At 65.6% G+C, this 21,450-nt stretch carries 21 protein-coding genes; 13 read left to right on the top strand and 8 right to left on the bottom strand.

The features are described 5' to 3' along the window. The first annotated feature begins 142 nt into the window (after positions 1 to 142). Together ABIB56_RS12220 and ABIB56_RS12215 are read left to right on the top strand one after the other, a co-directional pair. The gene (locus tag ABIB56_RS12220; RefSeq protein ID WP_354569492.1) at positions 143 to 1,357 is read left to right on the top strand and encodes a hypothetical protein; all 1,215 of its coding nucleotides are present in this window, start codon (positions 143 to 145) and stop codon (positions 1,355 to 1,357) included. After that, a complete protein-coding gene (locus ABIB56_RS12215; protein WP_354569491.1) occupies positions 1,354 to 2,214 on the top strand; it encodes a L,D-transpeptidase in 861 nt (286 codons plus the stop codon). The genes ABIB56_RS12220 and ABIB56_RS12215 overlap by 4 nt, the downstream gene beginning before the upstream one ends. A 95-nt stretch (positions 2,215 to 2,309) precedes the next feature. Here ABIB56_RS12215 and ABIB56_RS12210 read toward each other — a convergent pair whose 3' ends face one another. Together ABIB56_RS12210 and ABIB56_RS12205 are read right to left on the bottom strand one after the other, a co-directional pair. After that, positions 2,310 to 3,641 (bottom strand): M18 family aminopeptidase, encoded by a 1,332-nt coding sequence (locus tag ABIB56_RS12210; RefSeq protein ID WP_354569490.1) that lies wholly within the window; start codon positions 3,639 to 3,641, stop codon positions 2,310 to 2,312. A 24-nt stretch (positions 3,642 to 3,665) separates the two neighbouring features. Beyond that, positions 3,666 to 4,412, bottom strand: coding sequence for a DarT ssDNA thymidine ADP-ribosyltransferase family protein (locus tag ABIB56_RS12205; RefSeq protein WP_354569489.1), 747 nt, complete (start codon positions 4,410 to 4,412; stop codon positions 3,666 to 3,668). 132 nt (positions 4,413 to 4,544) lie between these two features. Between ABIB56_RS12205 and ABIB56_RS12200 the strand changes: the two genes are divergently transcribed. Genes ABIB56_RS12200 through ABIB56_RS12185 form a run of 4 tightly spaced genes read left to right on the top strand, consistent with a single transcriptional unit; the run spans position 4,545 to position 8,537 of the window. After that, complete coding sequence (locus ABIB56_RS12200; RefSeq protein WP_354569488.1) at positions 4,545 to 5,927, top strand: GNAT family N-acetyltransferase; 1,383 nt, start codon at positions 4,545 to 4,547, stop codon at positions 5,925 to 5,927. Then, positions 5,928 to 6,395 (top strand): hypothetical protein, encoded by a 468-nt coding sequence (locus ABIB56_RS12195; protein WP_354569487.1) that lies wholly within the window; start codon positions 5,928 to 5,930, stop codon positions 6,393 to 6,395. 16 nt (positions 6,396 to 6,411) lie between these two features. After that, positions 6,412 to 7,092, top strand: a complete 681-nt coding sequence (locus ABIB56_RS12190; protein ID WP_354569486.1) for a Pr6Pr family membrane protein — start codon at positions 6,412 to 6,414, stop codon at positions 7,090 to 7,092. A gap of 53 nt (positions 7,093 to 7,145) precedes the next feature. Then, complete coding sequence (locus ABIB56_RS12185) at positions 7,146 to 8,537, top strand: flavin monoamine oxidase family protein (RefSeq protein ID WP_354569485.1); 1,392 nt, start codon at positions 7,146 to 7,148, stop codon at positions 8,535 to 8,537. Here ABIB56_RS12185 and ABIB56_RS12180 read toward each other — a convergent pair. Beyond that, complete coding sequence (locus ABIB56_RS12180; RefSeq protein ID WP_354569484.1) at positions 8,476 to 9,225, bottom strand: Pr6Pr family membrane protein; 750 nt, start codon at positions 9,223 to 9,225, stop codon at positions 8,476 to 8,478. The two genes, ABIB56_RS12185 and ABIB56_RS12180, sit on opposite strands and share 62 nt — an antisense overlap. A 78-nt stretch (positions 9,226 to 9,303) precedes the next feature. Then, positions 9,304 to 11,058 (bottom strand): pyruvate dehydrogenase, encoded by a 1,755-nt coding sequence (locus ABIB56_RS12175; protein ID WP_354569483.1) that lies wholly within the window; start codon positions 11,056 to 11,058, stop codon positions 9,304 to 9,306. A gap of 121 nt (positions 11,059 to 11,179) precedes the next feature. On the opposite strand from ABIB56_RS12175, the gene ABIB56_RS12170 reads away from it, so the two are divergent. After that, entirely contained in the window at positions 11,180 to 11,815 is a 636-nt protein-coding gene (locus ABIB56_RS12170) for a DedA family protein (RefSeq protein WP_354569482.1), read from the top strand. 17 nt (positions 11,816 to 11,832) lie between these two features. On the opposite strand, the gene ABIB56_RS12165 is transcribed toward ABIB56_RS12170, so the two are convergent. The 3 genes from ABIB56_RS12165 to ABIB56_RS12155 are packed head-to-tail and all read right to left on the bottom strand — an operon-like array spanning position 11,833 to position 14,447. Continuing rightward, complete coding sequence (locus ABIB56_RS12165; RefSeq protein WP_354569481.1) at positions 11,833 to 13,425, bottom strand: S53 family peptidase; 1,593 nt, start codon at positions 13,423 to 13,425, stop codon at positions 11,833 to 11,835. Positions 13,426 to 13,478: 53 nt separating this feature from the next. Beyond that, on the bottom strand, positions 13,479 to 14,288 hold the full coding sequence (locus tag ABIB56_RS12160; RefSeq protein WP_354569480.1) for an SDR family oxidoreductase: 810 nt from the start codon (positions 14,286 to 14,288) through the stop codon (positions 13,479 to 13,481). Positions 14,289 to 14,312: 24 nt separating this feature from the next. Continuing rightward, positions 14,313 to 14,447 (bottom strand): hypothetical protein, encoded by a 135-nt coding sequence (locus ABIB56_RS12155; RefSeq protein WP_354569479.1) that lies wholly within the window; start codon positions 14,445 to 14,447, stop codon positions 14,313 to 14,315. Between the two features lie 143 nt (positions 14,448 to 14,590). Here ABIB56_RS12155 and ABIB56_RS12150 point away from each other — a divergent pair, with 143 nt between their 5' ends. Further along, complete coding sequence (locus ABIB56_RS12150) at positions 14,591 to 15,415, top strand: hypothetical protein (RefSeq protein WP_354569478.1); 825 nt, start codon at positions 14,591 to 14,593, stop codon at positions 15,413 to 15,415. 98 nt (positions 15,416 to 15,513) lie between these two features. Here ABIB56_RS12150 and ABIB56_RS12145 read toward each other — a convergent pair whose 3' ends face one another. Then, positions 15,514 to 16,149 carry a phosphatase PAP2 family protein gene (locus tag ABIB56_RS12145; protein WP_354569477.1) on the bottom strand — a complete coding sequence of 212 codons (636 nt, stop codon included), beginning with the start codon at positions 16,147 to 16,149 and terminating at the stop codon, positions 15,514 to 15,516. Positions 16,150 to 16,323: 174 nt separating this feature from the next. Here ABIB56_RS12145 and ABIB56_RS12140 point away from each other — a divergent pair, with 174 nt between their 5' ends. The 5 genes from ABIB56_RS12140 (at position 16,324) to ABIB56_RS12120 (ending at position 21,269) form a co-directional block, all read left to right on the top strand. Next, complete coding sequence (locus ABIB56_RS12140; RefSeq protein ID WP_354569476.1) at positions 16,324 to 16,998, top strand: response regulator transcription factor; 675 nt, start codon at positions 16,324 to 16,326, stop codon at positions 16,996 to 16,998. Next, on the top strand, positions 16,995 to 18,350 hold the full coding sequence (locus tag ABIB56_RS12135) for a sensor histidine kinase (RefSeq protein ID WP_354569475.1): 1,356 nt from the start codon (positions 16,995 to 16,997) through the stop codon (positions 18,348 to 18,350). The genes ABIB56_RS12140 and ABIB56_RS12135 overlap by 4 nt, the downstream gene beginning before the upstream one ends. Positions 18,351 to 18,431: 81 nt before the next feature. Further along, entirely contained in the window at positions 18,432 to 19,919 is a 1,488-nt protein-coding gene (locus ABIB56_RS12130; RefSeq protein ID WP_354569474.1) for a glycosyltransferase family 39 protein, read from the top strand. Continuing rightward, the gene (locus tag ABIB56_RS12125; protein ID WP_354569473.1) at positions 19,916 to 20,716 is read left to right on the top strand and encodes a polyprenol monophosphomannose synthase; all 801 of its coding nucleotides are present in this window, start codon (positions 19,916 to 19,918) and stop codon (positions 20,714 to 20,716) included. Before ABIB56_RS12130 ends, ABIB56_RS12125 begins: the two co-directional genes overlap by 4 nt. After that, a complete protein-coding gene (locus tag ABIB56_RS12120; RefSeq protein ID WP_354569472.1) occupies positions 20,694 to 21,269 on the top strand; it encodes a GtrA family protein in 576 nt (191 codons plus the stop codon). Before ABIB56_RS12125 ends, ABIB56_RS12120 begins: the two co-directional genes overlap by 23 nt. Positions 21,270 to 21,450 lie beyond the last annotated feature (181 nt).

Here is a 21,450-nt window from a genome sequence, read left to right as displayed (position 1 = left end):
CACGATTGCCGTCGGCGCAGCGCATCGCTGTGCAGGACTTTCCTACTCTCGACCCGTCACCTATCGAGAGGGAATGCCCATGAGAGCGTCGAGCCACGCTGTTCCACCGCCTGCTGTTTCCGAGCACCGACACCGATATCGGTTGTACCAGGTCATCGCCGCTATCTTCGCCATGGTCGTCGGGGCCCTCATCCTGGCCCAGCCGACCAGCGCCGATGCGGCCATGCTCGGGCCGGGGTACGAGCGGCATGGCCAGGCGACCAGTCATCTGGGCGGATACCTCGACCCTGACGGCAGTGTGAGCTATTGCATCAATGCCGGCGCACCGAGTGCGATCGGCGGGGTGACAACGGATGCCGGCCTCTCCGACCAGGTCAACGGCCTGAGCCCCGCCGCGATGCTCCGGCTGAACGTGGTGCTCTCCCGTCACGGCAATACCGCAGAAAACAACACGGCTGCGGCAGTCGCCATGGCGGTGTGGAGCATCGCGGGCAACGCCGACTACCAGGCCGAGGGAGGCGACGCCTTCGTGCTCGGTCGAGCCCCGGTATCTGAACGGGCGGCGATCCTCGCCCTCGCGAACGACTTTCGGGCGGAGGCCGCGGCCTACATCGCCCCGGTGGGTTCAGCGATGATGACACTGAGCATCGATCCGGGTGATGATTCGCTCGGCCTGCTCGATCTGACCACTACGCCCGCCTCGGCCAGCGGCACCATCACCCTGACGAACGCCGTCTTCGCCGACTCGAACAGCCCGACCCGCACCGGTGTGCCGACAGGGGCGAAGCTTGCGATCCGTGGAACGCCGCCCTCAGCGGAGCCCTATCGGGTGAGCGCCGTTGGTGACTTTACAGCTGCCGGCGGACCTTCGGCGAATGTGCACCTGTATACGACCCCCGGCGCGCAGACACTGACAGCCTCGGGTACCTCCGCTCCCCTGGTCTTCTCGGCAGCGGCGAGGGATGAGGCCGATCGGCTGGTACCCCGCCTTACTACCGTCGCTCAACCGACGGGGATCGTGGGCAGAACCGTCATCGACACGGCGTCCGCGATCAATGTGCCGAGCGCCGGCATGCAACTCACCTGGGCCGGATACCTCCAGCCGAACGACGTGGCATCGCCGACCTGTACTGCCCAGACGCTCGTCTACTCGTCGACGAAACCCCTGACGATCACCTCCGACGGAGACTATCCCTCCGAGGAGTTCCCGGTCACCGAGGCCACTGTCGGAACGATCCACTGGGTTGAGACAGCTCGTGTTCGAGGATCAGTCGTCGCCCAGGGCATGTGCGGAGCGGCGAGTGAGACCTCGGTACTGTTTCCCGCCCCGCCGCACCTGCCGGTGGTGAGCGGATGACCGCGCGACGGATCGTGCTGGTCGTGGCCGCCGCTGCTGTCGTGGCGGGACTGCTCGCACTGACGATCGCCCTGTCGCAGGGTGAAACCTCTCCCCCGCCGCGGAATCATCCGAACGGTCCGGTGGAACATCGGGCAGAGCCCTATCGTCCTCTGACAGCTCCGGCGCTGGCGGCCCTGCCTGAAGCGCGATACGACGCGGTCATCGCTGGGCTCGTGCCTTCCGCCCTCGGGTCGGCCGATGCGGCCTATTCGATCGCCGCCGATATTCCGGTCTACGCCGCCGACCGAAAGACCGCGGTCGCTCGGCTTGCCGCGAAGAACTTTCTCGGTGAACCCACAGTGGTCGTGCCCGTCGCTAGGGATCGCGACTGGGCTCGCGTACTCACCCCCGCGCGGCGAGCGCTCCCATCGGCGAACGGCGGTACTGCTCCCGCGCAGACGGCCGGATGGATTCGCATCGACGCGCTCATCGACCCTGTTCCGCTCACCCGTAGAATCGAAGTCTCGATCGCTGCCCAGACGATGTCGATCGTCGCCGGCGACACCATCGAGCAGAGGTTCCGTGTCGGCATCGGCACTCCCGACGCTCCGACCCCGCAGCATGTCACCGGGTACCTGCAGGCCAGATACCTGGATGCCGCGCAGAACCAAAGCACGCATCCGGTACAGCTCACCTCCCTGCACTCGTCCGCCTCCGACGAACCCCTTGGCGGTGGCGACGGCGGACTGATCGGTGTGCACTACGAACGGACGGCGACCGGTGCCGTGTCCCACGGCTGCATTCGGTTGCCGTCGGAGGCCATCGAAGCCGTCAACGCACTCTCGCTCGGCACCCTGGTCACCATCACCTCATGACGGTGATCGCTATGTTTCGGCATGTGACGAGGCTGCGTGACATCCCGCCACCGGTCTCGCGGGGCAGAAGGACCGATCAGTCCGGTGCGAAACGGTCAGGCCGGCGCCAGGAACGCCTCGATTGCGCGGGCGAGAGCTGCGGGGTCATCCACTCCGCACAGTTCGCGGGCCGAGTGCATCGACAGCAGAGCGATTCCGACGTCGAAGGTGCGAATGCCGAGACGTGTCGCGGTCAGCGGTCCGATCGTCGATCCGCACGGCACCGCGTTGTTCGAGACGAACTCCTGATACTCGACCCCGGCCTGGGCGCAGGCACGACGCCACTCCGCGGCACCGAGAGCATCCGTGGCGTAGCGCTGGTTGGCGTTGACCTTGAGCAGCGGTCCGCGACCCACCAGAGGACGATTGACCGGATCGTGTCGCTCCGGATAGTTCGGATGCACGGCGTGCCCGGCATCCGCCGACAGGCACCATGACCCGGCGAAGGAACGCGCCTGCTCTGCCAACGAGTCGCCGTCCTTGATCCGCGCCAGGATGTCGGCCAGGAATGGGCCACTCGCACCGGACCGGGTGTTGCTGCCGACTTCTTCATGGTCGAAGGCGGCGAAAACCTGGATGGCTTCGTTCGCGGGCTTGGCTGAGGAACGCAACAGCGCTGTGAGGCCGGCGTGCACCGAGGAGAGGTTGTCGAGACGCCCGGAGGCGAAGAGATCGCTGGTGAGCCCGAAGACCTGCGGCGTTGCGGTATCGGCCACGACGATGTCATACCCGGCGACCTGTTCGCCAGCGCGACCGGCGAGGCCTGCGAGATGGGCCACGATATCGGCATCAGCGGGGCTTCCCGTACCGATCACCGGGTTCAGGTGCTGCTGCGGATTGAGGGTGAGGCCTTCGCTGTTGACGCCGCGATCGAGATGCACGGCGAGTTGCGGGAAGCGCAGGAACGGGCCGGTGCGCACCAGCGTCGTGCTGCCGTCGTCGAAGGCGAGGCGTCCGGCGAACTCCAGTTCGCGATCGAGCCAGGAGTTGAACAGCGGGCCGCCGTAGACCTCGACACCCGCCTGTAGCCAGCCCTGCGATCCTGTAGTGGGCTTCGGCTTGAGCTTGAATCCCGGCGAATCGGTGTGCGCTCCCACGATCCGGAACGGCGTGGTCGGGGTGACTCCCGTCGGAACTACCCAGGCGACGATAGCGCCGTCGCGACGTACGAAGTGGCGGGCGGCGAAGTGGCGACCGGTGAGGTCGCGATCGACAGGCGGTTTGCCCCGCTTCCTGGCCGGAATCTCGGTCCAGTCGTCGTTCTCGTACAACTCGGTGAAGCCGGCCTCGACGAGTCGACCGGCGGCCTCGGCGACCGCGTGGAACGACGACGGCGAGGCCTGGATGAAGCTGGCAAGGTCGGTCAGATGGTCGAGCGAGTCAGTCATGACCCCATTCAAGCACGGAGCTAATCAGCTCTCCGGCCGCTGGAACCACGGCGGATAGACCGCGACCTTCGGCTTGTGAGCGGAGCCATGCAGGATGGGGCGAACGGCATCGCGCGCCTTGTCATGGGCCACTCCGATGAGCGTCACCAGCTCGAAGGGGAAGGCCTCCTTCACCAGGAACTCGGCGGCGATGATGGAGTTCTCGTCGTCGTGCAAGCGCCGTAGCATCCGCTCATTGGCGTCTTCTGTCGAAACGAAGCGGGTGAGGGATCCGGCAGCGTCACCATCGGCGACCACCGTGTCGAGGTCTGTGGTGTGCTTGACCGTGCTGACCAGGATGACGAATTCGGCGGGCACGGCGTGACGCGCGTCGGGTGAAAGGCGCACGTCGGCCGCTCCGAGGCGGAGGTCCTCCCAAAGAGTGGCGTTGGGGGTGAGGAAGAACGGCACATAGCTGGCGACGGGGCTGCCCATGGCATCCGCGGTTCGGCGTGACTCGCGATTCTGGGCAGAGGAGATGTCGACGGTGGGGGCCGCGTCGGCGAGCAGGCCGCCTGCTGCGAGGATGCCGGCGAGGTTGCTGACATGCGTCACGTGGTAGATCCGCTGCTCGCCCACGTTCACCGTGGACTTTTTCGCCGAGGCGGGGGCGGACCCTGGGACCCTCGCGACACGCGAGCGCACGGCTTTCGCAGCCGCTTCGGGCACGGCCTTGGGGAAGCAGATGTCGCAGAGACCCGCCTCGAGACCATGGATACATTCGACGGCCACAGTGAAACCTTCCCTGGCCCCGTGAGAAGCGGATGCCAAAGACCACGTTACGGGGCTTTGGGCTCACCGGGACACCCGGCGCACAATGCTGTAGCCGATGCGCACGTCGTCTGCCGCCGCTAGCCTCGGAGGGTGAGCAACGAGAGACCGACCAACAACACAGCACCCAACGACACAGCACCCAACAACACAGCACCCAACAACCACAAACAGCTACCCATCGATTCCGATTCTTTCGACAGCCTCGCCACGCGCGGCCTTCGGCTGGGGCTCGTCGACACGGACTCCGCAGAGTTCTCCCTCTGGCTCCAGGCCGAGGCCCGCGGTTTTCACTCGCCGCGCCTGTCGGACGAAACGATCGCCGACCAGGTGCGCGTGCTCGCCGATCGCCGTACCACCGGCGTCTGGGACGAGTCGGCGGCGGATGCGGCCTCACCGATCGCCTCCGTCAGTTCATGGCCGACTGAGCTTACGGTGCCCGGTCACGCCAGTGTGACGTCCTGGGCGATCAGCGCGGTCACCGTGGCACCGACTCACCGGCGGCGTGGCATCGCGCGCGCCCTGCTGGAGGCAGAGTTGCGCACCGCTCACGCCCTCGGGGTTCCGGTGGCGATGCTGACGGTGTCCGAGGCGACAATCTACGGCCGGTATGGCTTTGGGCCCGCCGCGATGGGCGCCGACTGGACGATCGACACGCGACGAGCGAAATGGACAGGACCTGCGGCATCCGGTCGTGTGCAGTTCGTCACCCTCGACCAGGCCGTGGCTGCCGGTGTGGAACTCAACGAGCGAGTGCGACTCGACACTCCTGGTGAGATCGGATTCTCCGGTTTTCTCTGGGAGCGCAAGCTCGGAATTCACGTGGATGACAAGACGCAGGCGAAGCAGCTGCGCTACGTGCGCTATGACGATGCGGACGGCGTCGCCCAGGGGCTCGCGATCTATCGCGTGGTCGAGATCCCGGAAGGCGGATTCACCCACACCCTCGATCTGCAGTACCTCGTCACGGCCACTGACGACGCCTATGCGGGACTGTGGCGCTACCTGCTCGAAATCGACCTGGTCGTCGAGGTGACGGCTTCGCTTCGGTCGGTCGAGGAGCCGATCTCCTGGCAGGTCTCCGACTACCGGGCGGCGCGGAAGAAAGACGAACGCGATCATCTGTGGACGCGAATCCTCGACCTGCCGACAGCCCTCGAAGCTCGTCGTTACGGCGTACCGGGGCGCTTCCTGCTCGAGGTTGCTGACCCGCTGGGGTTTGCCCAGGATCGGGTGTTGATGACGATCAACGCGACCGGCTCGGCACTCGTGGTGCCGTTCGACGGCGCTGTTCCGGACGACGCGGCAGCACTCTCGCTGTCCATCAACGAGTTGAGCGCCCTCTACCTCGGCGGTATCTCCGCAGTCCTGCTCGCGCGGGCTGGGCGGATCACCGAACTCACCCCCGACGCCGCGTCCGCTGTCGACCTGTCGTTCCGGTCCGCCGTAACGCCCCGGCTGAGCATCTGGTTCTAAATGCCAGGGTTCCTGTCGCAGGCCTCGCGCGCGGCGCTGGAGCGTCTGCTTGCGGATGGCGACGCCTCGGTTTCGCCGCTGGGGAGGATTGCCGGCATCCGTATTGTGCTTGCCGCCCTGGAAGCCGAGCCCGCACTGCTACAGGGTGTGCGCGATGCGCTGGCGGCGGATGCGACCTGGGACGAGATAGCTGAGGCGGCACAACTGAAGCCCGCCGCTGCGAAGTGGCGCTGGCAGGGCACCGACGAGGAGATCGCCGCGCGGCTGGAGGCCGGACGCAAACGATCGGCGCGGCCGAGCAGCGTACCGACAGATCTTCCCGGGTACTCGGTCGCGGACGCCGCCCGAAAGCTCGGCGTGACGGCTCAGGCGGTGTACCTGCAGATCTCGCGTGGCAAACTCGAGGCACAGACGGTGACCCTGCCCGATGGCCGCAGCTACAAGCGCGTGATGCTTGGTGTCCGCTGAAGATATTCTGGTCATCGTGACGAAGACGTTCCCTCCAGCCCTGGCCGTGCCGACCGCCAACCCGCCGCTTCGCCGCATCTTCCGCGTGCTCCGGCTGGCGCTCGGGTTGCTCATTCTCTCGGCGATGATCACGCAGATCGTCGACCAGGTGACTCACGACGCATTCAAGCCCGTCGAGTACTTTGCCTACTTCACCATCGAGTCGAGCATGATGAACGTCGTAGTGCTGCTCGTCGGTGGTTTATTCGCGCTGCGGATGCGCCGTGACACTGAGCTGTTCACCAGCGTGCGGGTGGCTATCTTCTCCTATGCCGTGGTCACCGGGGCGGTCTACAACCTGCTGCTGCGCGGCATCCCCGCGACCGGTTATGCGGGACTTCAGTGGCCCAATGAGATCATGCACGTCTGGATACCGATCTTTATCGTGATCGACTGGTTCGTCGTGCCGGGGCGAGCCAGGGCTCCGTGGCGGCAGCTCTGGCTGGTCATCAGCTACCCGATCGCCTGGCTCGTCTTCACCATGGTGCGCGGCGCGGTGAGCGGCTGGTATCCCTACCCGTTCCTCGAGCCCAGCGGCCGGGGCGGGGTGGGCAGCGTGCTGGTCTACATCGTGGGTATCGCCGCGTTCATCATCGCCATCGCATCGATAGCGATCGGACTCAGCAGGATCGGCGTCCGTCGTCGAGTGGACCAATAGCCTGCGGTCGTCTGCGGCACCTTCCGGGGTTTTGCGGGTACAGTGGCGCTGAGATGTCGTTCAGTCGCCGCAGTTTTCTCCTCGGGGCGGGTTCAGGGCTTTCCCTGCTCGTGTTGACGGCCTGCACCGATCCCGAACCGGCGCCAACCACGACCGCCAAGCCCTCTCCCAGCGCCAGTTCGACGGTGCCGCGGCCGAAGGCCATGCAGCGCAGCAACTGGACCAGCGATCCCTATTCGCGCGGCTCGCACAGCTTCGTAACCGTCGGTTCGACTCCGCAGTTTCGCGACGACCTCAGCCGGCCCATCAACGGCCGCGTATTCTTCGCCGGCGAGGCGACATCCAGCGACCTTCCCGGCTCGGTGCTCGGTGCGCAGAATTCCGGAGCGCGGGCGGCGGGCGAATTATCGGATGCCGCAGACAAGGGTGATCGCATCGCCATCATCGGCGCGGGCGCTGCCGGTGCCGAAGCTGCGCGCCGACTGGCCCTCGAGGGTTTTGACGTGATTGTGATCGAGGCACGGAACCGCGTGGGCGGCCGCATCGATTCCCGGGTGTCGAAATCCTGGCCGCTCCCGGTCGAGCTCGGCGCCTGGCGGTTGGACAAGACGATGGATGCTGTCCTCCTCAGCCAGCTGGCCGAACTGGGTATCGCGACCAACCCGGTCACGGGATCGCTCCTGCAGGGGCCGAAGGCCATGGCGCGGGCCAACCTGGTCGGACCGAAAGCTGTCGAGACCGCCGTCACCTGGGCTGGTGAGCAGAACAAGGACGTCAGCGTCACCGACGCACTCGACGGTTCTGGTGCGACGAAAGGCGTCTCCGATGCCGATGGTTTTGCCGGGGCGGACCTCCTCGCCCAGTACCTGGCCTCGCTCGCGACGGTGAACGGCGCCGGTAACTCCAAGCTCTCCGCCTGGTACGGCCTGGACGCCGTGCCCAACTACGACAGGCTGGTCACCGGCGGCTTCTCCAACCTCATCGACGACTCACTCCACGGCGTGACGAAGTCACTGTCCACCGCGGTGGTCGGCATCTCCTACAGTGACTCGAGCGTGAGCCTGCAGCTCGGGACCGGCGAGTCGCTCAAGGTCGATCGGGTGCTGGTCACCGTGCCGCTCGGGGTGCTGCAGAAGGGCTCGATCCGCTTCGATCCGCTGCTGCCGTTTTCGCACCGCACCGCGATTTCCTCGCTCGGAATGGGTGCTGTCGAGACCGTGTGGCTGAGCTACGACAAGCCGTTCTGGTCGACGGATGCCGCGGCCTGGAGCCTCGTTGGAACCGACGACGACATCAGCACCTGGTTCAACCTGAAGGCGGTGACGGGCGAAAACGTGCTCGTGGGACTCGCTGGAGGGGATGCCGCGCGTCGGGTCGCCAAGCTCAGCGACGACGACCTGCTCGCATCCGCCCTGCGCGCGCTCGAGCCTTTCGCGGCCAGCTGAGTTCTCTCTCCGCGATGGGGCGCAGGCGACTGAGCCCGACGAGCCCGCTCGAGATTCCGCCGAACAGGGCGAGGGCCACTGCTCCGAACAGGAAAAACTCTCCGACGCTGCGCAACTGCGCGGGATCGAGGAAGAAGTAGGGGTACCAGCCGACGAATTCACCACGGATCAGGGTGACAACGCCCCAGCCGAGGGTAAAGACCAGCACGAAGGCCACGGTGCGCCAGAGCGCCCGTCCACGCCCGGGAGCGATCACCCAGTCGAGCAGCGCGATCGTGGGCAGCCAGAAGTGCAGCACCTGGTCCGACCATGGAACGTCGAGACGGAATCCGCGCGCTCCGGCCTGCTGGATGAGGAAAGCGAAGACGACGCCGGAGGAGACGGTGCCGCTGAGCACGCAGGCTCGCAGGGTGTCGAGCCATGGCGGGTCATCCGTTCCCCTCAGCGCGAGCGCGCCGGCGATGATGGACACCACCAGGAACAGGATGTTGCTCTGGATCGTCAGGTAGGCGAAGAAGTTGCCGGGGGTGAAGGTCGCCGAACCGAGCCCCCAGATGAACCGGGCGACGAGTGCGACGAGGCAGAGTGCTGCACAGGCCAGCCGCAGCATGCCGAACACCGCCCGAGTCGTCACCGTGCTGCCCACTTCCGTCGCGGTGCCTCCGGTCGGATCAGGCGTTTGCCGCACAGGCAGTCTACGAAGCTCGGCGTCTGTGCCCTCTGACACCGTGCCCGGTGACACGCGGGTGTGAGAGACGGCCAGCGGTTACAAACCCGGAACGTGTCGGATGTTCGAACGCACCAGCTGGACGGCCTCGCCGACACCGCCGTTCAGCACGACCTTCGACATTGCGAGCGAGAAGCCTTTGACCTGGTCGAGCGTGATCGCCGAGGGCAGGGACATGGCCAGCGGATCGGTCGCGATATCCACCAGTGCCGGGCCGTCGTGGTCGAGGGCGGCCGTCAGCGCGCCGCGAAGCTCCTGCGGGTCGTCGACGCGCTGCCCGAAGATGCCGAGGGCGTTGGCGACAGCCGCGTAGTCGACGGCCGGCACATCCACGCCGAAATCGGGATAGCCGTCTACGAACATCTCGAGTTTGACGAGACCGAGGGTGGAATTGTTGAACACGATGATCTTCACCGGCAGCTGGTAAGCGGCGACGGTGACCAGCTCGCCCAGCAGCATGGAAAGACCGCCGTCGCCGGAGATGGTGGCCACCTGGCGGCCTGGGTAGGCGAACTGGGCGCCGATCGCCTGCGGTACCGCGTTGGCCATCGAGCCGTGCAGGTAGGAGCCGAAGATGCGTCGTCGGCCGTTCGGAGTGATGTACCGCGCCTGCCAGACATTGCCCATGCCGGTGTCGGCGGTCACGATCGCGTCGTCGGCGAGCAGTTCGTCGAGCACCGACACCGCGAACTCCGGATGAATCGGCGACAGTGTGTCGACGTCGGCGTATTTGCCGACGACACTCGTGAGTAGCTTGTGATGGCGCTTCACCGTCCTGTCGAGGAACTTGCGATCCTTCTTCGCGCTGACCAGCTCGGTGAGCGCGGCGATGGTGGGCAGCACATCGCCGTGCACCGGATGGGCGACACTGGCGCGACGGCCGAGATGCGAGGCATCCGCGTCGATCTGGGCAATGGTGACCTTCGCCGCATCCGGCAGGAACTGTTCGTAGGGAAAGTCGGTGCCGAGCAGGATAACGAGGTCGGCGTCGTGGATGCCGGCGTGTGCTGCACCGTAACCCAACAGGCCGGTCATGCCGACGTCGAAGGGGTTGTCGTACTGGATCCACTGCTTGCCGCGCAGCGAATGCCCGACCGGGGCCGCCAGCAGATCGGCGAAGGCCACGACCTCGTCGTGGGCACCCTCGACTCCGGCACCGGCGAAGATCGCGACGGTCTTCGCGGCGTCGATTGCGTCCGCGAGGGCTCGCACGTCATCCTGGTCCGGCACGATCGTCGGGCGCTTCGTCAGCTTGAACGATGGTGCTTTGGCGGCCACTTCGAGCTCGGCGACATCGCCGGGAATGGTGACGACCGCCACTCCCCCGAGGCCGACCGCATGTCGCATCGCCGCGTTGATCACGCGTGGGGCCTGTGCGGCTGTCGAGATCAGTTCACGGTAGTTCGAGCACTCGACGAAGAGCCTGTCGGGATGCGTCTCCTGGAAGTAGCCGCTGCCGATCTCCGTGCTCGGGATGTGGCTGGCGATTGCGAGTACCGGTGCACCGGAGCGATGAGCGTCGAACAGGCCATTGATCAGGTGGAGGTTGCCGGGGCCGCAACTGCCGGCGCAGACGGCGAGCTCGCCGGTGAGTTGCGCCTCCGCGCCCGCCGCGAAGGCGGCTGCCTCCTCGTTGCGTACGTGGATCCAGTCGATCCCGCCCTTCGCGGATCCCCCGCTGCGGCGTACAGCGTCCACTATCGGATTCAGGCTGTCGCCGACGATTCCGTAGATGCGATGGACGCCAGCCTCGATGAGCTGGGCGATGAGCTGGTCGGCGACAGTTGTAGGCATGCGCCCAGTTAACGCCCCAGAAGCTGCGAGGTCCATGCGTCGATTGACTCAGCGTAGGCGCAGGATGAATTCGTTGCGGGAGAGGCACTAGCCGTTTACTTTCATGCGGTATTCCTCATTCATGGACCAGATCACGGATGCCGTGCTCGCCGCCGCAGGATCACCATGGGTGTATCCGGTGCTTTTTCTCCTGACCGTTCTCGACGCCTTCTTCGTGGTGTTGCCCAGCGAGACCGTCGTCGTCGCGCTGGGAGCACTCGCTCTCTCCGGGCATGGTCCCAACCTCTTCGTACTGATAGCCGTAGCCGCAGTCGCGGCGGTGATCGGTGACAGCCTGACCTTCGCCCTCGGGCGACGGGTCGGCCTTACGCGCTTTCGATGGATGCGTCGGCCGCAGGCGGTGCGCGCCTTCGCCTGGGCCAGGCGATCTCTCGACCGGCGGGCTGCCGTCGTGCTTCTGACCGCTCGCTTCGTGCCTTTCGGTCGGATCGCGGTCAACCTCACCGCGGGAGCGACCGGATTCGACTACCGACGATTCCTTGGCCTGACCGCCATCGCGGGCCTCTGCTGGGCAGCATACAACGCGGTGATCGGAGCGGTCTTCGGCGCGTGGTTCGGGGGAAACCCGGTGCTGGCCGTCGCGGTGTCGATCGTGGTGGCGGTCGGGCTCGGCATCCTGGTCGACCGCGTGTCGGCGCGGATCGCCCGTGTCAGAGCAAAGACGCCCGCAGGTGAATCGTTGCCGGACTCTGGCTAGAGCTTCCTGACACGCACTCAGCCGACAGCTTTCTCCAACCTCGCGAGCAGCGCCGTTCCGTCCGGAACGCCGAGGCCTGTGCAGGCATCCCAGCCCGGTGCTGCCGCGAATTCTCCGTTGTCGCCGGAGGTGACGTCGCGAAAACCTTCGCCCGTCGCCTTCGTCGTCGCGTCGGCGTAGAGCGTGGGCTGCAGCAGTCCGAAGCGCTTGCCTGTCGATTCCGCGAGACGGGCGATCAGGGCGGCCCAGAGCGGAGCGACGGCGCTGGTTCCGCCGTAGACCTTGCGTTCGCCGTCGACGAGCACCTCGTAGCCGGTGGTGGGGTCGGCGACGGCCGCGACATCCGGCACTCCCCGTCCGCCCGTGGCGATCGTGGGCGTGGGCACGGCGACGCCGCCCTGCCAGGTGGGCAGCGAAAACACCGTGCTCACTCCCCCGCCGGTGGCCCCACCGCCGGAACCGTTGTTCCACACCGTCTCCGATTCGACAGTTCCCGTGGTCGCCCGCAGGCTCGTGCCGCCGCAGCCGAGAACGTGAGGGCTGGATGCCGGGAAGTCAGCGTGATTGCGGCCATCGCTCGCGCCATCCGAGCTTCCGTTGTCGCCGGCGGCCGCGGTGACGGTCACACCGAGCGCGGCTGCATCGACGAAGGCATTGTCGAGAGCCGTGCGGGCCTGAGCGGTCCAGGCGTCCTCGTTCTGTCCCCAGCTGATGCTGATGGCCGTTGGAGTGACGGAGGCATGGGTCGCCTCGCTGACCGCGTCCACGAATCCCGCATCGGTGTTGGGCGCGAAATAGACGGCGATCTCGGCACCGGGGCTCAGTGCGCCAGCAACCTCGATATCGAGCAGAACCTCGCCGTCGGCGCCCGCGGCATCCTGCCCCGGGGCGTTCTTCGCGCCATCGACTCCGATGGCGGTCACCTTCGGGCCGGTGATGCCGAAACCGGAGAAATATTCGTCGAGCTCTGCCTGTCGATAGCCTCCACCGAGTTCGACGATGGCGATGGTCTGCCCTTTTCCGTCGGTACCTTTCGGAAAGCGGTAGATCTCGCCCAGTTCGATCGGTGTGTAGCTCACAGAGACAGCACGCGCTTCGGCCACCCGGAACTCCGCTCGCGCCTGCGGTCGATCGTCCAGACCGAGCACGGCGGTGACCACGCCGCCGAGCGATGCCGGCAGCATCAGCCCACCGGTGCGATGCCGGTGCTGCACCTCAGAGCCGTCGAGGGCCCGACTGGTCACGGCTTCGAGGCGCACACCGAAGACACGGCTCATCGTCGAGGCATCCCCGGCGATGCGGATGCGGCGCGAGGGAATGCTCGTAAACACCATGCGCAGTCCGAGCGAAGTCAGGGTCGAAGTCACCAGCTCGACGTCTGCGGGGTCCGCTCCCAGTTTTTCGGCGAAGTCGGCGGGATCCATCGGGGCGCCGCCAAGCGAGGTATCGGCATCCGCTCGCCGTCGAAGTACCACCGTTGCCTCGATCTCCCCCTGGCGTTCGAGATCGACAGCCCGTGGCGCGACGCTGTCGGCTGGAGATCGCTCGCTGCCGGGGAGCGCTATCAGGTCGATCGGCTCGGATGGTTTTGGACCTCGCTTATCGGACATGGTTCCGGTCTACCTCTCGTTGACGACGACTACAAGGGAGCCTGGTCCTTGCCTCACACCGACCGCCAGCCGTTCGTGGTCAGATGCGAGCCGGCCTGAGGCCCCATCTGGAGCATGCCACCGTCCACCGACCACGAAGCTCCCGTGACGTAACTGGCCTGTCGGGATGCGAGAAAAGCGATGACCGATGCGATCTCAGCCGAGGCTCCCTGCCGACCGAGCGGGATGCCGGGACGATCCTCGAGCTCAGGCTCGTCGTCGTCCTTGCCGTTCATGGGCGTTGCAATCTCGCCAGGGGCAACGGTATTCGCAGTGATCCCGTAGCTGCCGAGTTCGAGGGCGAGGGTCTTCACCAGTCCACCCAGGCCGTGCTTCGCGGCGTCATAGGCGCTCGAACCGATGCGCGGCTGACTTTCGTGCACGCTGGAGACCGCGATGATGCGTCCTCCGCGATTCGCCTTCACCATCCGTCTGGCTGCGCGCTGGATACAGACGAAGGCCCCGTCGAGATCGGTGGCGATGATCGTGCGCCAGCTGTCGACGTCGAGGTCGAGGAACAGTTGTGACTGGCCCATGCCCGCATTGTTGACGAAGACATCGAGTCCGCCGAGCTGATCGGCGAGCCCGTCGATGACATCGCCGCAGGTGGCCAGATCAGCCGTGTCGAGCTGTGCGACTACAGCCGCCCGTCCTGCGGCTCGCACCATCTCCGCCGTCGTTTCGGCGCCGTCCTGGTCGCTGTGCCAGGTGATCCCGACATCCAGGCCGGCCTCTGCGAGAGCGACAGCCGTTGCGCGGCCGATGCCGGAATCGGAGCCGGTCACAATGGCGAAACGCGGCGAGAAATCCCTGTGGTCATTCATGTCTTTGTCCTCCCTGGCCAGATGTCATGGCTTCACTACGACCTTGATACATCCGTCTTCCTTTCGCTGGAATACGTCGTACATGTCCGGTCCCTCCTCGAGCGAGCGATGATCTGGCACATGCTGTACTCCCCACTCTGCGGCGATCGGGGTGGTCACCCGATGTGCCTCGCACGGCACAAGGCGGGAGTCGAAACAGGTCGAAGCTCAGCACACTTGCAGCATTCAACAGAATGGTTGACTGCCATAGCCGCCACGGGTTTCTGCGGCGATCGACCACCGGAAGACTGGAATAATGGAGGGTGACTTCTTCGATCCCTCCCCTCGGACTCCTTCTCGACGTCGACGGCCCGATCACCAGCCCGGTGACCCGTACGATTGCCATCGCCAGCATCGTCGACGACCTCGTGACTCTCGCCAATGTCGGTCTTCCCATCGCCTTCAATACCGGGCGATCGGATGTCTTCGTGCGCGACCAGGTGCTGAAGCCGATGCTCGCCGCCGGCCTCACCACCTCGGCGCGGGTCTACGGCGTCTGCGAGAAGGGAGCCGTTTGGTTCGGCGGCACCCTCGACACCTTCGGCGGCGTGCAGGTCGATGAGTCGGTCGCCGTGCCCGCGGACGCGGTCGCTGAGCTCAGAACGCTGGCTGCCGCGGAGTTCGGCGACACCATGTTCTACGACGAGACCAAGCGCGCCATGGTTTCGTTCGAACAGCGAACGGATGTCTCATCCGCCAGCTATCTCGCCGCACAGAAGCTCTTCGACTCCCGTGCCCAGCAGATTCTCGACGCCCATGGTCTGGACGGCTTCCGCGTCGATCCGACGATCATCTCCACCGACGTCGAGTCGATAGACCTCGGCAAGGCTCTCGGGGCTCGCCGAGCGATCGAGCTGATGAGCGCATCGGGCGAGATCCCACACCTCTGGCGCACTGTCGGCGATTCGCGCAACGACTATGCGATGGCCGATTACCTGCACGAGAACGGCTACGAAGTGGCTCATGTCGACGTACGCCCGGCCGACGGCGTGCCGGACAAGCCGTACCGGATCATCACGGAGGGCGACGCTATCCACGATGAGGCCGGTGCGCGGTTCCTCGCGCACTGGGTGCGCGAACTGGCCTAGGCGCGTCGCGACCGGGCGCAATGGGCATCCGCGCGGCGGTTTGTTATCCGCGCGGTGGTTACAGCATCAGCGCGGATAACAAAACCCCGCGCTGATGGTTAGGGGCTCCTGCGCAGTCTCAGGCGCGCCGCCACCGGCGTCCAGAGCAACAGGGCGACCGATACTCCGAGCACGGCACCCGCGGCCGTATCGCTGAGCCAGTGGGCAAAAAGGTAGGTGCGGCTGAAAGCCATCGCGAGGATCCAGACGACCGCCAGCATCCAGACCCAGCGGCGGGCCAGAACCAGTGCGAGCGCCACGACGATCGCGGCCGCAGCAGTGGTATGGCCGGAGGGGAAGGAACCGGAGGCCGCAACCACGATATTGTCGGCTGGCCGCTGACGATCGACGAGTTGCTTGATCACTGTGGAGAGCAGGAAGCTCACGCCAACGCTGAGACCGATGAACATCGCGGCCCATCTCCGGCGCAGGAAAAAGAACACGGCCATCACCGCGACGGTGACCAGGGCCATGGCGATCGTGCCGCCGACCAGGTTGAGTGCGAGCGACGGGTACTCCAGCCACGCACTGCGGTGCTGCTGGAGGAAGCCGTGCCACGCGGCATCCACCGCCGGCAGTGTCGAGCCGAAATAGAGATGGATCAGGTACCCGGAGGCAAACACGGACAGGATGCCGAGCACCCCGATCACAGCGAACCCCGGCCGTGCGGAACGCACAGCGAATGCTGTAGCCATGTATCAACTTTCGTCCGGAGTGTTCACCGACTTTACCGACGCGACGCTCGGCAGCTGCCATGAACGGAGCCGTGAATAGTGAGAGTGCTCACAGGAAGGCATAGCCGTTGATGCCCCGGCAGGCGGAAGATGGGAGCATTCAGGTGAGGGCTGGAACCGGGAGGGCGAGCGCCGATGAAAATCCTGATCGTCGAAGACGACCCGGAGATGGGCCAGCTCATCGACCGCGGACTTACGGCTGAAGCCTACGAGACCCGTGTCGTCGACAACGGGGTCGACGCTCTCATCGCTGTGGCCAACGACGACTACTCGCTGGCTGTCGTGGACGTCATGCTTCCGCAGATGTCGGGTTTCGAGATCTGCCGACGCATCAGGGAGACGGGCAGCTTCATGCCGCTTGTGCTCCTGACGGCGCGCGACGCCGTCGAGGATCGCGTCTTCGGCCTCGATTCGGGGGCAGATGACTACCTCACCAAACCCTTCGCTTTCGTCGAGCTGAGCGCGCGCATCCGTGCCCTGTTGCGTCGAGATGCCACGGCGGACAAGCTGACAGTCGCCGTCGGCCGGCTGCGACTCGACTCGCTCAGTCTCGCGGTGACCGTCGACGGCCGTCCGGTGTCGATGAGTCCCAAGGAGTTCAGCCTGCTGCGTCTCCTTGCCTCGCAGGCGGGTAGCCCCGTGAGCCGCACCCGCATCCTCGAGGAGGTCTGGGGAACGACAGAGAACATCGATCCCAACATCGTGGACCAGTACGTGAGCTACCTGCGGCGCAAACTGGAACCGGATGCCGCCTGGGTGCGCATCACGACGATGCGAGGTACCGGGTACCAGCTCGAGGTTACGAGTTGAGGTTCCTGCCGCGACTGACGATCCGTTGGAGGATCACTCTCGGCACCCTCGCCATCGTCGCGGTGCTCGCGGCCGCCGCGGTGTTCGCCTTCCGCGCGCAGGTCGGGAGCATCCTCAGCACCACAACGACCACCGTGCTCAGCCACGACTCCGCACCCTATGTCGCCGCGATCCTCGCGCACCCGGACGAGAAGGTGGACTCACCAGGACGGGGCCAGCTGCTGGCGGTCGTCGATCCGAGCGGCTCAGCGGTGGAGTCGAGCCTGCCGAAAAGCCTGCGTGCCCAACTGCATCGAATTCTCCTGATGGGCGAGGAGGTCAAATCCGTCGTCGTAGGCGACGACACCTATCGTGTTCTCAACAAGACGGTGGTCACCGATTCCGGCGAATGGCACGTGGTCACTGCGCGCAACCAGGACTCCTCCATCCTCTCGCTCGATCGAATAACCCAGGCGCTCGTCGTCGGTGCCGTGATCATCGTGATCGGCTTCGGCATCGCATCCTGGCTGCTCACCGCCGCGGCCCTGAGACCTGTCAGTCGAATGCGACGGCAGGCCAGGGCACTCGTCGCAGAGGGGTCGACCGAACCGCTGCCCGTCGGCCCTGCGAGAGACGAACTGTCGGCGCTCGCAACGACGTTGAACGAGTTCATCGCCGATGTACGCCAGTCGGTCGACCGCGAACGCCAACTGGTCTCTGACGCCAGTCACGAACTGCGCACTCCTCTCGCGATCCTGATGACCCAGCTGGAGCTCGCGCACCTGAACAGCGGCGACGCTGCGTCTCTCGAAGCGGAGATCGTGACAGCACAGCGATCGGTGGCGCGACTGTCGGGCCTCGCGACCGGACTGCTCGAACTCTCGCAGATCGAGGCGCGGCCCCCGGAGAGCGGAAGCGGCTGGGATGAGCTCGCGGCAGAGCTCGCGGCATCCGTCGACAGGTCGCGGCTGCTGGCTGTGGCGAAAGGGGTCACCATCGACTTCGACGTCACGGCGGAACCGAGTGATGCCAGCTATCTCATCGCTGCCGGTAATTTCGGCAGGTTGGTCGACAACCTCAGCACCAATGCGATCGCAGCGGTCGATGAGGGCGGATCTGTGCGCATCGCGCTACGGCACTCCACAGGCGAACTGGTGCTGAACGTGGTGGACGACGGCCCCGGCATGACGGAGGAGTTCTTGCCGATCGCCTTCGACAGGTTCTCGCGACCGGACGAAGCGCGAGCCAAGCGCACCGGTGGGAGCGGCCTCGGTCTCTCCATCGTGCATGCCATGGTCGCCGCAGCAAACGGGCGGGTCACCCTGGCCAACTCCGACGGATTCAGCGTGATGGTCACCCTTCCGACGATATAGCGCAGCCAACCTGAGTGAACTCTCACCCCGGGAGGCCCTGAAACAGGGCTAACACCCGGCCTTGCTCATGAGCATGAATTCATGAGCACCGCCCTGGTCGAACGACCACTCTCCGTACCGCTTCGCGTGGTACTCGGCGGGATACGCCTGCGCTACCTCGCGATCGGGCTGGGAGCACTCGGCTGGTTCGTCACCTTCCTCGGGTCGTGGATACCGTCGTTCTGGGGTGATGAGGCGGCCAGCGTCATGTCGGCCGAACGTCCGATCTCCACCCTGTGGAGCGAACTGGGACGGGTCGACGCGGTACACGGCACGTACTACCTCTTCCTGCATTTCTGGATCGACCTGTTCGGGGCATCCGAACTGTCGGTGCGGTTTCCCAGCACGATCGCCGTCGGTGTCGCGGTGGCCGGTACCGTGGTGCTCGGCGGACTGCTCTTCAGCCGTCCGGCGGCTCTCATCGCGGGGATCGTCTGTATCCTGCTCCCCCGAGTCGGTTACATGGCTGCGGAGGGGCGCTCCTATGCGATCGGCACCGCGCTGGCTGTCTGGCTGACAGTGTTGCTCGTCACGCTGATGCGTCGACGTGCGACCGGCGTGCTGCCCTGGCTCGGTTATTCCGTGCTGCTGGCGGTCTCGATCTACGTGTTCCTGTACTTCGTGCTCATCGCCGTTGTGCATGGCATGGTGCTGGTGCTCTCCAAGGATGGCAGGCCGCTCATCCGTCGGTGGCTGGCCGCCGCCGTCGGTTCAGCGCTGCTCGCCTCGCCCCTGTTGGTCTACGGACTCGCCCAGCACGGCCAGATCAGCTTCCTCGCCCACCGCAATTACGTGACCTTCGAGCGACTGTTCGTGATCCAGTGGTTTGGCGATCCGTGGCTCGCAGCGGCCTGTTGGGCTGTCATCCTGGCCGCTGTCGTGTTCCTCATTCGTCGGCGTTCGGCAGGAGGCGTGCTCGTCGTCGCCTGGCTGCTGGTTCCGATGAGCATCCTGTTCGTCGGGAACAGCGTTATCGCGCCGATGTATTCGATTCGCTATCTCTCCTTTAGTACGCCGGCCGCAGCCCTTCTCATCGGAGTGGGAATCGGATGGCTCGGCCGCAACTGGCTCCGCGTGGCGGCTGTCGTCGCGCTCGTCGCTCTCGCCATACCGACGAACCTCTTCCAGCGCACGCCCTACGCGAAGGACGGTGGCAGCGATCTTCGGCAGCTCTCCGAGGTGGTGGCCCAGAATGCGCACAGCGGGGACGCGATCGTTTTCGACAAGAGCACCAAGCCGTCCGGTAGGCCCCGGCTCGCGCTGCACCTGTACCCACAAGACTTCGCGGGACTCAAGGATGTCGGCCTTCTGACGCCGTATATGCGGCTCCCCGGACTGTGGGATCGTGTCGCGCCGGTGTCCGAGATCGGCGGGGCGCTGACATCCACCCCCACGGTCTGGGCAGTGGAGCTCTCGAACGCGACCACCCCCGCCGACGTGCTCGACCTCCAACAACTCGGGTACACCGTTTCGCGCGAAATACCCGTCCATCGAACCACCGTTTACCAACTGACCAGGGAGACACCATGAACAGGACACTCGTCATCATCCCGACCTATAACGAGCGGGAGAATCTTGCGGACCTCACCGCGAGAGTCCTGAGGAGCGCCAACGGGGTCGACCTGCTCGTCGTCGATGACAACTCGCCGGACGGCACCGGTGCACTGGCCTCGGCCCTCGCCGCTGCCCACGATCGCATCCATGTGCTGCATCGCGCCGGCAAGGAGGGGCTTGGAGCCGCCTACCGCGCGGGCTTCGCCTGGGGACTGGAACGCGGCTACGAGCAGCTCGTTGAGATGGACGCCGACGGCTCTCACCAGCCTGAGCAGTTGCCTCTCCTGCTGGACCGGCTGAGAACCGCGGATGTCGTGCTTGGTTCGCGCTGGGTGCCAGGCGGGCAGGTGGAGAACTGGCCATTCCGCCGGATGCTGCTCTCGCAGGGTGGAAGCCTCTACGCACGAATCGCGCTCGGCCTGCCATTCCGTGACGTGACAGGAGGCTATCGCGCTTTCACCGCCGAAGCTCTCCAGGTGATCGGGTTCGACAGGGTGCTCTCGCAGGGTTACGGCTTCCAGATCGAGATGCTCTGGCACGCCTATACCGCGGGACTCAGCATCGCAGAGGTGCCCATCACCTTCGTGGAGCGGGTGCACGGTGTCTCCAAGATGAGCTCTGGCATCGTACGCGAAGCCATCGGGCGGGTGACGTTGTGGGGCATCCAGGGGCTGCCTGGCCGCATTCGCGGGACCGTGCCCCTCGACAGAACCGTGTCGGTCGACAAGACAGTGCCTCTCGACAAGCAGCATGGCCACGTCGCGCACGTCTAGGGCAGCGCTCGGTCGCCAGCTGCTGAGCTTCCTGCTCGTCGGCGGGGTCGGCCTGGTCGTCGATATTGTCGTATTCAACGCCCTGCGCACGACTGTGCTCGAACCGCACTACGTGCACAGCGGGCCGGTGATCGCCAAGGCTATCTCCACCTCCCTGGCAATCATCGTCAACTGGATCGGCAATCGGCTCTGGACCTTCCGTGCCCAACGCCGCACCGGTCGTCGCACCAATGTGATCCGCGAGGGTGTCGAGTTCGTCGCCGTGAGCCTGGCCGGCGCTTTCATCGCCCTCGGCTGCCTCTGGGTCTCGCACTATCTGCTCGGCTACACCTCGCTCATCGCCGACAACCTCGCCACCAATGTCGTAGGCCTCGCCCTCGGCACTGCTTTCCGTTTCGCGCTCTACCGCTGGTGGGTGTTCTCTGCGCGGCGAGGAACTGCGGATGCCGCGGCTCCTGCGCTCGCGGTCGCCCCTGCGTCCGTTCCTGTGTCGTCAGAACCACGATCTGCTGGGGTCGCTGTCCCGTCCCTCCCGAAGGACCCCATCGCCTAGCTGTCCCCATCGCCTGAGGTCGACACGCCGCTCGAATGTCGGCGGCAATTGACATATTCGAATGTATGTTCTGCATGTCTGCTTGAGTGCAGTAGATTTGTTTGGTGAGCGAAGAGCCTGTTGGCGGTGTGGATTATCCGCGGACGTTTCAGGAGTTTCGGGAGTGGTTCCCGGACGATTC

The organism is Glaciihabitans sp. UYNi722, from assembly GCF_040549465.1.
Taxonomy (GTDB): domain Bacteria; phylum Actinomycetota; class Actinomycetes; order Actinomycetales; family Microbacteriaceae; genus Lacisediminihabitans.
Note: the sequence above shows the minus strand (reverse complement) of the source record. Positions and strands in the feature narration are given on the sequence as shown.